This is a genomic window from Pseudomonas sp. BJa5, assembly GCF_030272875.2.
Taxonomy (GTDB): Bacteria; Pseudomonadota; Gammaproteobacteria; order Pseudomonadales; family Pseudomonadaceae; genus Aquipseudomonas.
On record NZ_JALRNG020000051.1, the window covers coordinates 20,068 to 35,729 of the forward strand.

The following is a 15,662-nucleotide window of genomic DNA, read 5'->3' on the forward strand; positions in this document are numbered from 1 at the left end:
TCCTGGCTTATTCACTGGTGCGGTTGTCCATGGCCCGCAGGCGCTCGGCGGCTTCGCGCAGCTGGGCGCGGAAACCGGGTGCTACGCGTGCCTCGGAAGGTGGTGGTAACTGGGCATCTCCTTTAGTCAGGTGGGCGGGATCGGTGGCGAATACCGAAGGGTCGGGGAGCAGCCCGTCGGCGCTGAGGTTGATGCGTGACTGACGTCCGAGAATCCAGGCCATGTCATTTTCGCTGGCCACGCGGCTGTTGCGCACCGCCCCGGCAACGAACTGACCCGGTACCTGGCTGAGGCGCTGGTTCAGGGTTTCGCTAAGGATTTCTGGGGTTTTACCATAGCTCAGATTACTACCGTCGGCTTGCCAGCTGGAGAGCTCAAGCGCGCGGCTCTGACGCTCCACTACCGGGGCGATGAACACCACCGGATCGACGTCGGGCAATGGCAGGCGGCGGAACGGATCGAGCGGGTCGCGATCAAAGAACGGGCCGACCGGCGCAGGAATGAACGGCGCGGTGATATCCAGGGTGATCGTCAGTTGGGCAAGGTCGGTGGCGCCGGCGCGGTCGATCACGGTGTAGGTGAACACATCCTGGAGCACCGGCCCCAGGCCTGCGGCGGCCAGCACTTCAGGGTTGGTCAGGTCGATGCTGTAGGTGTAGCTGCCGTCGGCGTTGATCACCAGGGTGCCGTAGCGTCCGGCAAGCGGCTGACCGATCACGCCGCTGGTGCCGGTGCCGTTTTCAGGGCCGGTACGAATGGCGCTGACACTCAAGGCGTCGCCGCCATCGACATCGCTGTCGTTGGGCAGCACATTGCCCGATGCCTGCGGCGCGCTGACCTGGTCGCTGGCGGTATTGCTGTTGTCGAGTGCCACCGGCGCGTCATTGGCACCCTGGATCAGTACGTTCAGGCGGGCTTCGGACTCGGCGCCGGCGGTGTCGCGCATGCGGTAGGTGAACACCTCGCGCAGGGTTTCGCCTGCGGTACGCAGTGCTTGTACCACAGGGTTGTTGTTGTCCAGCACGTACTGGTAGCTGCCGTCGGCGTTGAGCACCAGGCTGCCATAGCGGCCGGTCAATACCTGGCCGGCAGTGGCGGCATTGCCGGTTTCGCTGGTGACCGACAGCACCTGGCGGGTTTCGCCCAGGGCCGGGCTGTCCACGTCGGTGTCGTTGTCCAGTACGTTGCCGGTGGGGTCCAGGCCTGGCTGGTTGTTGCCGACACCACCGGCTTCGATGGCGACGGTGTCATCGTCGAACGCAATCGGCGTATCGTTGCGACCATCGATGGTGATGGTCAGTTGCGCGGTATCGTCGGCCAGGTGGCTATCGACCACGGTGTAGGTAAAGACGTCCACCAGCACCTGGCCACTGGTGCGCAGGGCCTGCACGGCGGCCAGGCTGTTGTCGACGGTGTAGGTCCAGCTGCCGTCGGCGTTCATCACCAGGTCGCCATACAGCCCGCGCAGGCTAGTGCCCACGGTGCCGCTGGTGCCCGTGCCGGCTTCACTGCCGGTGCGGATGGTCGATACCTTCAGGTCGTTGTTTTCCAGGTCGATATCGTTGCTCAGCACGTTGCCACTGGGGTTGAATCCGGGCGTGGCGTTGTTCAGCCCGCCCGCTTCGACGGCGGTGGCCGCATCGTCGATGCCATCGGGGGCGTCGTTGCGGCCGATAACGATGATCGACAGCTGGGCAAGATCGGTCAGCCCGCCAAGGTCAGTGATTTCATAGGTGAAGTCGTCCACCAGCACTTGCAGGAAGTCCAGGGCCAGTACCGCCGGGTTGGTGCTGTCGACGGTGTAGGTGTAGCTGCCGTCGGCATTGATCACCAGGGTGCCGTACTGGCCCACCAGCACGTTGCCGACCGTACCTGCGGTGCCGCTACCGGCCTCGGGGCCGGTACGGATACCGGTGACCGTGAGGCCGTCGCCCTGGTCGACGTCGCTGTCGTTGGGCAGCACATTGCCGCTGGGGTTGAGGGTCAGGCCGTCGCCATTGTCGGCCACTGCAATGTTGACGTTGTCGCGTGCCACCGGCGCGTCCCAGGCACCCTGGACGACCAGGCTGAACTGGGCGGTGTCCTCGGCGCCGGCGGTATCGCGCATCCGGTAGGTAAAGAACTCCTGCAGGGTGTCGCCAGGCTTGAGTGCCTGGACAACTGCCAGGCTATTGTCGACCTGATAGCTATAGCTGCCGTTGGCGAATACGGTCAGGGTGCCATAGGTGCCGGTGATGACCTGGACGCCGGCGACCGCGGTAAACGCGCCGCCTGCCGCTTCCGTGCCGGTGCGAATGCCATTGATGGTCTTGCTGTCGCCGGCGTCGACATCGGTATCGTTGCTCAGCAGGTTGCCCGTGGGGTTGACCCCGGGGGTGGTGTTGTTGGTGCCACCGGCTTCCACCGCCACGGCGCTGTCGTTGACCGCCACAGGGTTGTCGTTGCGGCCCTGGATGGTGATGGTCAGGTTGGCGGCGCTGAGTGCGCCCGACAGGTCGCGGATGGTATAGGTGAAGGATTCGCTCAGGGTATTGCCCGCCGTGCGCAAGGCCTGCACCAGCGGATTGCTGTTGTCGACCAGGTAGGTGTAGCTGCCATCGGCGTTCAGGGTCAGGCTGCCGTACTGCCCGGCAAAGCTGCTGCCCACGGTGCCCGCGCGGGGCCCTTGACGCACCGACACCACGGTCAGGGTTTCGCCGAACTGATCGACGTCGATGTCGTTGGCCAGCACATTGCCGCTCGGGTTGCTGCCGGGGGTGCCGTTGTTCAGGCCTCCGGCTTCCACGGCAATGGCGCTGTCGTTGTTGGCCACCGGCGCATCGTTGCTGCCCTGGATGGTGATGGTCAGCACGGCAATGTCGGTGGTCCCGGCGGTATCGATCACGCTGTAGTTGAAGCTGTCGATCAGGGTGTTGCCGGGGCGCAGGGCCTGGACGGCCGCCATGCTGTTGTCCAGCCGGTAGCTGTAGCTGCCATCGGCATTGAGGGTCAGCCAGCCATAGGTGCCGCGCAGTTCGCTGCCCAGGGTACCGGCGGTGCCGGCGCCCTCGCTGGCGCCGGTGCGCACCGAGGCCACTGCCTTGGTTTCGCCGTAATCGATCGTATCCTCGGCTCCGCCATCGACATCGTTGTCGTTGTCCAGCACATTGCCGGTGGGGTCGACGCCGCCGCTGGAGTTGTTCACGCCGCCTGCTTCCACGGCGAGATTGCCGTCGTCGCTGGCCACCGGGTTGTCGTTCTGGCCACGGATGACGATGATGATCTGGGCGCTGTCGGATTCGTTTTCCGAATCGGTGACGGTGTAGGTGAACACCTCCACCAGCAGGTCATCGATGCCGCGCAGCGCCTCGACTTCAGGATTGCTGTTGTCGATGACATAGGTGTAGGTGCCATCGGCCTGGAGGGTCAGCGCGCCGTACTTGCCGATCAGCGCCTGGCCAACCGTACCGGCCACACCGTTGGTGGCACTTTCAGTTCCGGTGCGTATGCCCGTTACGCTGACCGGGTCGCCATCGGGGTCGACGAAGGTCACCTGGCGGATGGGCGCCGGCGGTACGCCAGGGTCGAGCCCGGGCGAGGTGTTGTTGACGCCGCCTTTCTCGGTCGCCAGCACGATGGCGTCCTGGGCGTGAGGCGGGTTGTTGGCGCCGGTGACCACGATCACCAGTTGCGCGGTGTCGGTCAGCCCGGCGGAGTCGACGATCTGGTAGGTGAACACCACCTCCATGCTGACGCCGCGGGGCAGGGCAATGATCGCATCGTTGTCGCTGTTGACGTCAAAGCTGAACGAGCCATCGGGGTTGATGGTCAGGGTGCCGAAGGTTTCGGCGCTGACAATCGGGACGTCATTGATGTCCCGGGCAAAGGTCGCATCGATGGTCACCGGCCCCGTGGTCACCGGCGTCAGCGCGCCATTGGCCGGTTCAATGCCGTTGGCCGCTTCCAGGCCACTGCGAATGCCATTGACCTGCAGCACGGTGTTGGGACGGTCGGCCGCATCCACGTCGAGGTCGATGCCGTTGCCGGGCGGGCCGGAGTTGTCCGGGCGGCTGGGGAACAGGATGACGTTGCCGGTCGGGTTGCTTTCCGGGTCGTTGTTGCTGGCGCCGGCCTGGGCGGCGGCCTGGTCGTCGCTGGCGACCGGGTTGTCATGGTTGCCGCGTACGGTGATGCGCAGCTCGGCCAGGTCGTTCAGGCCCAGTGCGTCGGTGACCTGGTAGCTGAAGATCTCGACCAGGGTGTCATTGGGGCCAAGGCGCTGCACCGTGGTGTTGCTGTTGTCGATGACGTAGGTGAAGCTGCCATCGGCGGCAATGGTCAGGGTGCCGTAGAGGCCGACGATCGGGCCACTGGTGCCGCCGGCAGGCACGAGGGTGAGCGGCGCGGTAGAGGTCAAGGGGGCGAAGCGGATGCCGGTGACGGCGATGGTTTCGCCATAGTCGATCGGATCGCCCGCACCGCCATCGACATCGTTGTCGTTGTCCAGCACGTTGCCGGTGGCATTGCCACTGGTGAGCGGCACCGTGGTGTCGTTGGGCTTGCCGATGTCGCTATTGCCGACGCCGCCTTGTTCCGTGGCGACGGCGATGTCGAGGTTACCGACCGGGGCATCGTTGGCACCCTGGAGGGTCACGGTGAGGGTGGCGCTGTCCTGCAGGGGCGGGCCGCCGATGCCGATGTCGGAGATGGTGTAGCTGAACACTTCGACCAGCTGGTCGCCGGCCCGGCGCAGTGCCTGGACCTCGGCATTATTGTTGTCGACGATGTACTGGTAGGCGCCGTCGGCAGAGATCACCAGCTTGCCGTAGCGGCCGATCACCTCGATCGAACCCAGTGACGGCAGTGCCAGCACGACCCCGAGCGGCGAGGTGACCGAAATGACGTTGAGCACTTCGCGGTTGGTGGTCAGGTCGATATCGGTGTCGTTGTCCAGCAGGTTGCCGCGCGGATCGGTGCCGATCACCTGGTTGTCCGTGCCGCCGGCCTCCACGGCGGTGGCCAGGTCATCCACGGCATCCGGTCGGTCGTTGACCGGCTCCAGGTTGATCACCAGGAAGTCCCGGTCCTCGCGGGCATCGGTCAACTGTCCCGGAATGCCGTTGCCGTCGAAATCGCCGTAGTTGCCCAGGTCGTTGGTGAGGACCGTAAGGAAGTCGTTGCCGTTGAAGTCCTGGTTGCCCAGGTAGCTCAGCCCGGCCAGCGCCGCATTGATATCGGCGATGCGGCCGACCAGCACCAGTTCCAGGGTGCCGGACCCCGACACGGTCACTCCGGTTGTGGGGCCTGTGAGCGACAGGGTGCCATGGGTAACGCTCAGGGTGACCTGGATCGCCCGGCCGTTGATATCCGGGTCGCGTTCGGCATCCACGTCGCTGACGCTGATCCCGCCAATGGCCAGCGGCGTGTCCTCCTGGCCCTGCTGAAAGCCCGGCAGGCTGTTGACCGGGGCGTCGTTGACCTCGACATAGCCGGAGTTGGCCTGCTGGCTGCTGCCTTCGCCGAGGGTCACGCTGACCTGGCCCAGCGTACCGCCATCGGTATCGATGCGCATGCGCAGCTCGCCGAACTGGCTGAGGCTGGTAACCGTGGTCGGTGCATCCAGGCGGTACAGCCCGGAGGGCAGCACACCGAAGGTAAAGCGACCGTTGCCGTCGGTGATGGTGCTGAAGGTCTTGTCGTCTGCGCTGCCAAGCACCCCATCGTTGCCGGCCCAGATCAGGTTGATGGTCTGGTTGGCGATGGCCAGGTCATAGGCCGGGGTACCCGGATCCGGGTCGGCATCCGGTGTGGCGTTGTTGGGATCGGTTGCCGCGGTAGCGGTGTCGTTCCACAGGGTGCCACTGATGATGCCCAGGCCCGCACCTTCGCGCAGCACATAATTGTTCAGGGTGGTGGCGTCGGCACCTGGACCGTCGGCCCCCGTGCGTTCACCGTTTTCAGTGCTGTCGACGCCGACGCTGGTGCCGCCCCAACTGGTGAAGGTCTCCGGCAGGCTGCTCCAGCTCAGGCTGGCGTCGCTGCTGGCGATGGTCACGCCATTGGGCACATCGACCGTATACACCACGCTGACCTGGGTGCCGACATTGATCTGGGCGATGTCCACGGTCAAGCCGCCCGCGGTGCTGAACGTCACCCCGGCCGGCAGGTTGCCCGGGCCGTAGGTGGTGCCACCGATGGTGATACTGACCAGGTTGTAGTTGCTGCCGGTGGGGAAGCCGTCGGTCAGGTGCACGTCGTAGGCGGGCAGGCCACTGCTGGCGGTGAAGCCGATGGTCACGGTGGCGTTGCCCGTTGTGCCGGCCGGGTTGGGGGTAAAGTCGGTAACCTGCTTGTTCAGTCCGGTGAACCCCGCCTCGACGATACGTTCGGTGAGGACGGCGCTGGTGGCGCGCAGGTTGCCGTTGACCACATCCTGGACGAACGCGCCGAGGCGCACGCCATCCTGGTTCTCGACGATGTTGGTCACCCGGGCGTTGAATTCGATCACCACGCCTTCAAGGTCGTCGTCGTTGCCGTCGTCACCGCCGCCATGGGGGCCGTTGACGAGGTTGCCGAGGCTGATGGTGATGACCTGGTTGCCATTGCCATCGATGGTGATCAGCACATAGTCCGGGTTGAGCACACCGGTCGGTGCAGCCCCGGACAGGTCCGGGGTGATGAACTGGGCTTCGGGACTGTTCTCGTTGCCCAGGATCTGCAAGGTACCGCCGATGATCAGGTCGGTCAGGTCGGTGACCAGGCCGCCATCGGAGATAAAGGCGATACGCATGCTGGCCAGGTCACCCAGGGTCAGGCCGTGACCGAGGGTGATGACCAGTTGGTAGTTGGGGTTGTTGCCTTCCGGCACCAGCACCGCGGCCCGGTAGCGGATGACTTCGCCGACCGCGACGGTTTCTTCCAGGGCATTGGTCGGATTGGGGGCGCTGGTGTCGGGCAGGCCGCCCACCCGCGACAGCTTGATGCCTTGCGCCACCGGGATGATCAGGATGTCGGCCTGGCGGTAATCGTTGAGCACGCCGCTGTTGAGCAAGCCGTCCTGGCCGGTGCGCTCGCCGGCAGGGTCGGCGCTGGTGCTACTGGTGCCGTTGAGGCTGGTCCAGCGGACCTCGGCCTGGTTGTCGAACTGCGGCACCGCCGCACCGCTGGCATTGACCACACCGGTGATGCGCAAGACCAGGGTGCCGCCCTTGGCGATATCGACGTTGCCGATGTTGACCAGTGTGCGGCCATTGGGGTCGAGGCTGAAGCTGGCACTGATGTCGGTGCTGACACCGTTTACGGTGTAGATCGCGCTGACCAGGGTCAACTGGTCCAGCTCGGTGGGCAGCACGCTGTTGAAGTTGATATCGAACGCATCGTAATCGGAGCCGGCGTTGCCGTTGCTGATGGTGATGGTGTACTCGACCGCGTCGCCTTCGTCGAAGCCGAGCCCGGGCGGGGTAACCAGTGTCTGATCCAGTTGCAGGGTCGGTTCCTGGATCGTGATGCTCGGCTTGGCCCCGCTGATCGCCACGTCGCGGCTGACCGGCGTGCTGCCATTGGGGGTGTCACCATCGGGGTCGCTGTAGTTGAGCGTGGCATCATTCTGGCGCACGGCGTTGGTCTGGTTGGCGGTCACGTTACTGGCCACCAGGCGCAGGCGAATGACAAAACTGTTATTGCCGGTGTTGTTGTCGCCGGTGGCGCTGGCGACCGTGAACACAAAGCGTGCATCGACGCCGTCATCACCCAGGGTTCCGGACGGCGCGCCGAGGCTGCCGACCGTGACGGTGCCGCCGAAATTCTGCGCCAACAGGCCGCCGGCGGTGAGGATCAACTGATAACCCTGGCCATTGAAGCTGGTATCCAGGCGCATGCCGGGCGGAATCAGGTCGTCGATCCGCAGGTTTTGCGTGGTGCCTTCGGGCAGGGTGACGACGATGTCGTAGAGCATGCTTTCGCCCACCACCAGGTTGGCGCCTGTGGTGTGGCTGGCGCTGGAGTCGGTCTCGTCGAGGCTGCCGCCGGCATAGTTCTTGGCGACGGTCGGGGCGGCGACCTGCTGGCCGGCCAGGTCGCTCAAGGGCGCGGAGCCGAGGAAGTTCTGCCCGCCTTCGACGCTGGCGTAATTGAGCAGTTGGGCGTTGGTCTGCAGCGTTGCGCTGGCGGCGATGGCGGCATTGACCGTCACGTCATAGCTGATGACCACCAGGTTGGCGCCGCTGGTGTCGGCCGCCGTACCCGGTCGGCCGGCGAGCAGGGCGCCGACGCCGGGGCTGTCGATGAAGGTGATGGTATTGGTCGCGTTGTCCACCAGGTAGTGGGTGCCGGCGACCAGCAAGGTGCCATCGCCGCGATAGATCAGCAGGTTGGCGGTCGACAGGCTGCCGCCGACGAAGGCCAGCCCCGGCGGCAGGGTGATGCTGGTGCGCACGTCATAGGCATTGCCACCGCCACTGTTTTCGATGGCGGTCACCAGGCGCAGGCGGTCATTGGCATCGATGCCGGTGACGTTGCCGTTGACCGCGGTGACGTCGGTGATGCTGCCGTTGAAGGGCACGCCGCCACTGCCTGGCGGGTTCCAGCTGCCGGTAGTGCCGGTCACGGTGCCATTGCTGGCAGAGACCACGCCGTGGCTGATCGACAGCACCGGCTCGGCGACCGAGGCAATCAGGGTCACGTCGTCGGTGGTCAGCAGCACGCTCTTGTCCAGGGTCCGGGTCTGGGTGGACTCGCCGAGCACGTTGAAGGCGCGCTGGTCGGCGAACGGCTGGTCACTGACTTTCAGGGTGAAGTCGATCGAGACACGGCTGCCGTTGACCCCGGGATTGACGTAGTCGGCGAAGGTGAACACCAGCGAGTTGCCGGGGCCGAGGGTCACCGATATCGGGCTGTTGGGGTTGGTGTTGTCGCTGGCCAGGCGCCAGATGGTGGAGAGGTCCACGCCGCTGAGATCGAACAGCGGCAATGGCAGGTAGGCCGTGAGCTTGAAATTTTCGTAGTCGCCGGTCACCAGGTCGTAGCTCAGGCGGAAGGTGACCTCGTCACCAGGCCGCAACTCGGTGCCGGGGGGCGGGGCGCCGTTGCCGTTGCGATCGACCAGGTCGATCTCGACCTGGCTGGTAGGGATGACCGAGGTGGTGTTGGAACCGTCGCTCTCATCCTCGCCGCTGAGGTTCAACGGGTCGAGCAGTACTGTCGCGGTGACGGTGGCGTTGTTGCCCAGCGGGTCACCTTCGTTGATTTCACTGTGCGGTGCGCCGGCGGGCGGGGTGTAGCTTTGCGCGACCTTGGTCTGGTAGCTGATGACCGCCAGGGTGGCGCCCTGGAGAAAATCGTCGAAGGCCAGGTCGCCGTTGAGCCAGGCGCGGGCACCGGTGGCATCGCGAATCGCCTTGGCGATGTCGAACAGCAGTGAGGTCGTGCCATCGGCATTGGGAGGCACAGGGGTGTTGGGCAAGGCAATGGACAGGGTCACGCCATTGACGGTAATGGTCAGGGTTGCGCTGCCCTGCACTAGGGTCTGGCCGTCACTGGCGGTGTCGGCAATGACGAAACTGCCCTGGTCGAAGAGCGTCTTGCCATAGGCGAAGTAGTCCGACAGGGCGATGTTCAGGGTGTAGGTGAGGGTGTCGCCGGGACTGATCCCGGCAGCGCCGCCGTCTACCGTCACCGTGACCTGTTTTTGCAGGGTGATGGACTTGGCGATGAAGCTGACATCCTGCCCCGTTTCTGTGAAGTTGATCTGGCCGGAGGTGACGTCCCGTGGGTCCAGCGGCACCCAGGTGCCGGTCGTGGTGGGGCCGTCAAAGGTGATGGTGACGTCATCGCCGGTGATCGGGTTGAGCACCGGTGCGCCGTCGGCATCGTCATCGGGCACGAAGAACTGCACGGTGGTGCTGGTCGGCCCGGTGACGGATGCGTACTGCACGCTGAACTCGCTGATGTACACGTCGTTGCTCAGGTCGGCATCGTTGTTGCGGTCGCGAATTGCCTGGATCAGGGCCGGGTCGGTGATGGTGCGGCCATCGTAGAGGGTGATGGAAACAACTGTGCCCCCTGCACCCGGGGTGATATTGGTGACGATGACCTTGCCAGGCACCGGCTGGGTGACCACCACGTTGCTCAAGGTCTGGCCATCGGCCGGTGTCAGGGTGGAGGTCAGTTCACGCTTGAAGTTGGGGCCGGTTGCGGTTTCGCCTTCAGGTGTGGTGACCACCTGATCGACAATGATGACCGTCGGGTGCACGAGATAACTGTCGGCGTTGGCCGAAGGCTCCAGGATGCTGGGGTCGCTGGCCGGGTTGTTCAGCGAGTCGTTGCCGTACTGGAAGCCGCTGCGGGCGCGAATGGTCAGGTCCGGTGTCGAGCCGGAGAACGAAAAGTCGGTGTCCGCCAGGTCGCTCAGGGTTGCCGTCACTTGTACGGGAATGGCCGGCTGGCCCTGGCTGACGCTGGCAAACGGCAATTCGATCACCACCATCTGATCGCCCGCGCGCATGCCGAAGTCGGCGGCATTGATGATCAGCGGCTTGCCATCGGTGCCCACGGCCAGGGGGTGACTGGCCTGGCCGTTGGCGTCGAAGGTCAAGACGTGAGCGACCAGGTTCTGGCCCAGGTAGGTGGCGGAGACGAAGGTGATCCCGTCATCGATCTCGGCGCCTGCACCGTCCTTGCCGGTGGCCGGGAAGAACAGGTCGATAAAAGGCGCATAGCCCGTATCGGTCGTGCTGTTGCTGAAGGTCACGGTGAAGGTGAAGGTGTCGCCCAGCAGCACACTGGCGCCACCGGACAGATCAGTGGTGGGGCCGGCCGCCAGCAGGCGGTCATAGCTGCTCAGGGCCGCGCTGCTCAGGGCAATGGACTTGTCGATCAGACCGTTGCTGATTTCCAGGTTCCAGTCACCGCCGACCCGGGTACTGCCGGTGTTGTCATCGGAGGCACCGACATCGGCGCCTGTCCAGCGCGCCAACTCATCGACCAGTGTGCGTCCATCCTTGCCTTCACCCACTTTGCAGCCATACAACTGGATGTCGGCCCCTTCGCTCAGGGATTGGCTCCATTGGCTCAGCGGGTTGGCATACTGCTCGATATTGCCGGCAGTCAGTGTCGTTTTGCCGAGGGTGAACTCGCCGGAGGCACCGTGAGAGAGGATTTGAATGGAGTCGACTTGGCCCAGCTTGGCCAGGGCAGAGGAAATAGCCGCCAGGCCATCCTGGTTGGCCTCGACCACCAGCACCTCGACATTGCCGGGCAGGTTGGCGGTGAGCTGTTCGCGGCCTTCGATCCGGCTGTCGAGTACCAGCAGGTGGCGCGCCGCCGAAGGTTGCTGGCCCGGTTCGCTGCGTGCATCGCTTGCCGTGGCGTGAGCACTGTCGGTCTTGCCGGCGTCGCCGTTGTCCTGGTGCTGCTGGTCCGCTGTCGCTGCCGCCGCTGCGCCGTCGAACAGGATGCGCGGTTCAAGTGCCACCGCCTGGCGTTTTGGCTTGAATGCAGCTGGAATTGCAGCACGGAGTCGGGTCGTCATGTCCACCTCGTTACCAACATCATCCTGGGAGGGCCTTGCCGGCCCTGGAGCAGTACCGGTATCAGCGACGGCTGCTTCTTCCTTAACGAGGGACTACCGCGAATCGGCAGTCCCCGAGAAGGGAAAATGCGCTGTCGAATCATTCGCAACAAAGAAAGACTAGACGTATTTTTTCAATGCGTATGAAGGTTCCTACAGGCGTAGGCTACAGCGGTGCAATACGACGTAAACGGCTGCCAGCGACCCAGGGGATTTACCTGATCCGCTTGATCACCGGCGGCTGCCAGCTGCCGTCGAGGATCGCCTGCGAGCCCCAGTAGGCACGCAGATACAGCGAGATCGGTTCGCGTGGGGAGGGTAGCCAGTTGCTTTCCTTGTCCTTGCCCGGGGAGTTCGGGCCGACATAGAGCGTGAGCGAGCCGTCGGCGTTGCGCTTGAGGTCCTTGTTCTTGGTGCCCAGGGAGTATCGATTGAGGGTGTTGGCACTGAACAGGTGGTGCCTGTTGTACAGGGTCAGCGACCAGAAGCCCTGTACCGGCGGTTCCTGGCCTGCGGCGAAGGTTACTTCGTAGCGGTTGTTGCCGTTGAGTTGCTTGCCCGCGCCGTCGAAGTCGGTATAGAAGTATTGGGTTTCGTTGGGCCGGTTGTCGAACATGTTCGACTTGGCCGTACCAGTACGGTTGAAGTAGTCCAGGCCGAAGCGGGCGTTGTTAGTGGAGCGGTTCCAGCCGTTGCCGGCAGGACGACCATTGTGTTTCCACTCAAAGAACGGCTTGATGATTTCCTGCTCGCTCTGCACGGCGGTCTGTACCAGCAGTTTCTTCAGGGCCGGGTCTTTCTCTGCGCTTTCGAGCAACAGGCGGAACTGGCCATACAGCGCTTCTTCGCCTGGCAACGGCGGCACCATGTCCAGTACGCGGGGTAACTGGTCGAAGAACTTTTCCGGAATCACCCACTTGGTTTCGCCACCGCTGGCTTTGCCGGCGTTGGGGTTGGGGATGTCCGGGGTGTTCTTCCAGTCAATGGTCTTCATCTTGCCGTCGAAGTCCTTGAGTGGATAGAACACCACCTGGTTGATGGTGTCCTGGATGGCGCTGCGATCTTCGGCGGTGTCATCCATGAAAATGCGCGGAATGGCGTTGGCCAGGGCTGTCGGGCTGTGGATGATGGCCTCGACGCCGGCGGGCTTTTCACCTTGCCAGTTCGGCCCCACCAGCAGGTAGAAGCCGGGTTTGCTGTTGTAGGCCTTGCCCAACTGGCCGAACTGGTCGGTGCGCTGGTCATACAGCGAATAGACCCAGAAGCGCTCGCCGAAGTCGGGCACCTGGGCAATCACCGGCTCTTCGTCGAGGGAGAAGAAGCCCAGGCCGTAGACCACGTCCTGGTTCGGACAGGTCACGAAGGTCTCCTGCGGGGTGATGTAGTCGTGCAGCATGCCCAGCTGGCCGCGCGGAGCGACCGGCAGGATGCCGCCCAGCAGCCCGGGGTGCGGTGCCTTGGTAATGGTGTCGTTGCGGTTGAGCATGTTCACCATCGGCCAGCCCCAGAGGTAGGCCATGCGCGCGATGGCTTTGGCGTACTCGGGGTGCATCTGGATGCCGCTGGCAGGGAGGGTGATGTCCGAGGTAGGGGAGGCGACCTGCGCGGCCATGCCTGGCAATGACCAGGTGCCCGACGTCAGCAGGAGGGCGGCCGAAAGCAGCTTCATCGAATGGTTCATGGATAAGGCCCTTGCAGCGGAGAGGAACAGCGCCGATCTTCGCTCCAGGCTGAAGATCGGCGCCTTGCTGTAGTGCAATCGGTGAGGCTTACTTCGCTTTCAGTTGCTGGAACGACTTGACCATGTCCTTGGCCCAGCCATCGAGCACGGCCTTGGCATCCTTTGCAGTCATCTTCTGATCGGAGTTGTCCAGTTCGGCACCGGCGCCTTTGCGGACCACTTGCGCGAGTACCTGATTGCTGCGGCCATCGAGGAACTGGGCTTCGGTGGCGATGCTGGTGTCCTGGTCACGGATGCCGGTCGCGGTGCTGACGCCGGCGGCGATCAGGGCGATCGGAATCACTTCGTAGGGTTGCAGGCCCTTGGTCTTGGCGCTCACCGCGGTGATTGCCGGGCGTACCACCAGGGTGCCAGGGCCTGCAGAGGTGGCCAGTGGCAGGACGGTGGAGAACTCGCGCTTGAGCGCCTGATCATAGTACTGGGTAATGCCCTGCAGGGTACTGGCCGGGACATTCTCGGTGGGCTGCGGACGGGGATAGAGCTGGCTCGGTTCGATGAAGACGCTGGTGAAGCCATTGGTGTTGATGCCCGGCTTGATCCAGCGCATCACTGGGGCGCCGGTAGGCGACTTCTCTTCCTTGAGCATGCTGTAATCCTTGAGAAAGCCCGAATACTGCTCGGGTTCCACGTATTTGCTGGCGCAGCCCGTCAGCGCCAGAGAGGCGAGGCACAGCGATACTGCTAGCGACTTCAACTTCATGGTAGTGCTCCTTGTGGTCACTTTTACTGAATTTTTTCACCGTGCCGGTGTGCTTCCTAGAAACGCCAGGTGGCGCCACCGCCGAGGATATGCAGCGCGCTGTTGCGATAGGTGCCCGACAGCGTGGTACCCGAGCGCGCCTTGGTCTGTTCGTCGTCCATGTCACCCAGCCACACCAGGGTGTAGGCCATGTGCAGGTCCAGGCCCTGTTCCACTTGATAGTTGATACCGGTCGCCAGGCGCCAGGCTTCGCCCATGGGGTTGTCGACGGTACGGTCTTCGTCGTCCACGGCCGAGCTGTCGTAGCCCAGGCCCATGTTCCAGCGCAGCTTGGGGGTGGCCTGGTACTGGGCACCGAGGGAGGCGTGCCAGGTGTCCTTGTACTGGCGGTCGACGGTGCGATCGACCCCGGCGGCATTGGCATCCACCTCCACGCCGATCTCGCCGAAGTCGCTCCAGTCTTGCCAGCCGAGGCTACCGAGCAGCTTCCATTGCGGATCGAGTTGATGGGCGACGCTCAGCAGCACCGTCTGCGGCACGTTCATGTCCAGTTCCAGCGAATCGACATCCAGGCGGCGCAGGGCTGCGTTGATGATCGGGTTGCTGACATCGCGCACCTCGGGGCTGTCCTTGAACTCCAACTTGACCTTGCTGGTGTAGGCGAGCCCGACCTGGGTGCGCTCGTCGAATTTATACAGCATGCCAAGATTGACCCCGGTGCCGACATCGGTGTCCTTGTACTCCAGCTGACCGTCCGGGCGGTCGAGCAGGCCGAGCAGGTTGTTGTTGATGGCCACCTCGGTGCGGTAGTAGCCGTAGACGATGCGCGGGCCGACGCCGACGGAAAGCTGGTCGGTGAACTGGTGGGCAATGGTCGGCTGGAACGACACGCCGATGACCGCCGCCTCCTGGGTGAAGTAGCGCCCGGCCCAGTCGTCGTCGTAGTCCAGGGCCAGGCCGAAGTTGCCGTACATGCCAAAACCCACCGCCGAGCGTTCGTCGAGCTGGTGACTGATGAAGAAGCTGGCGCCGGGCAGCCATTGCAGGGCGTTGCCGCCTTCGTTGCCATCGAACTGGTTATTGCTGTCGCGGGAGAAGCCCAGGTCGCCGAGAATCACCTGGGCGTTGGCACTGATCTGGGTGCCGGCCAACTGGGTGATACCGGCGGGATTGCTCATCAGTACGCTGGGGTCGGTGGCCAGGGCGGCGGCACCGGCGTTGGCCAGGCCATTGCCTTCCTGGCCGGCCTCGTAGATCAGGATGCCACCTGCCCAGGCATTGCCGGACAGGCCAAGCACGGCAAGCAGGGCGCCCAGGCAGGTAGAGGAAACGCAACGCATGGGTGTCAATCGCATAGGCATTCCTTTGGTGCGTCACCGATGCTGCGTAGCACCAGACGATGGGTCGGACGAGTCATGGCGAGTCTAGACCAGGGTTGACGAATCCGCTTTGAGGCGATGGGTGCGCCCTGCGCAAGCCCGGACGCCTGTCGCCGGGGCTTTTTTCAGGTTCTTCACGGAATCCTGGGGTATGGTCCTTGGGTTGGATTGGGTTGGGTTGTTGAGGCTGCGAGCTTATCCATTCCATGCGGCGAGGCTACTGGCCCCTTCCGCCCTTACGGCGGGTCCCTTTTGTCTTGGCAAAAGGAACCAAAACCGCTCGCTCCTGCATCCGGC

The 15,662-nt window shown here is 64.0% G+C and carries 4 protein-coding genes; all 4 read right to left on the reverse strand.

From position 1 onward, the window contains the following. Window positions 1-7: 7 nt before the first annotated feature. A complete protein-coding gene (locus M2D63_RS23160) occupies window positions 8-11,506 on the reverse strand; it encodes a VCBS domain-containing protein (protein WP_285865389.1) in 11,499 nt (3,832 codons plus the stop codon). 253 nt (window positions 11,507-11,759) lie between these two features. Next, on the reverse strand, window positions 11,760-13,214 hold the full coding sequence (locus tag M2D63_RS23165; RefSeq protein ID WP_285865390.1) for a DUF1254 domain-containing protein: 1,455 nt from the start codon (window positions 13,212-13,214) through the stop codon (window positions 11,760-11,762). Window positions 13,215-13,314: 100 nt separating this feature from the next. Beyond that, window positions 13,315-13,986 (reverse strand): DUF3313 domain-containing protein, encoded by a 672-nt coding sequence (locus M2D63_RS23170; protein ID WP_285865391.1) that lies wholly within the window; start codon window positions 13,984-13,986, stop codon window positions 13,315-13,317. Window positions 13,987-14,042: 56 nt separating this feature from the next. Next, complete coding sequence (locus M2D63_RS23175; protein WP_405310815.1) at window positions 14,043-15,326, reverse strand: OmpP1/FadL family transporter; 1,284 nt, start codon at window positions 15,324-15,326, stop codon at window positions 14,043-14,045. Window positions 15,327-15,662 lie beyond the last annotated feature (336 nt).

Excerpts from the sequence above, each read along its gene's own strand:
- M2D63_RS23160 (WP_285865389.1), bottom strand. The coding sequence starts at position 11,506 with ATGACGACCCGACTCCGTGCTGCAATTCCAGCTGCATTCAAGCCAAAA.
- M2D63_RS23165 (WP_285865390.1), bottom strand. The coding sequence starts at position 13,214 with ATGAAGCTGCTTTCGGCCGCCCTCCTGCTGACGTCGGGCACCTGGTCA.
- M2D63_RS23170 (WP_285865391.1), bottom strand. The coding sequence starts at position 13,986 with ATGAAGTTGAAGTCGCTAGCAGTATCGCTGTGCCTCGCCTCTCTGGCG.
- M2D63_RS23175 (WP_405310815.1), bottom strand. The coding sequence starts at position 15,326 with ATGCGTTGCGTTTCCTCTACCTGCCTGGGCGCCCTGCTTGCCGTGCTT.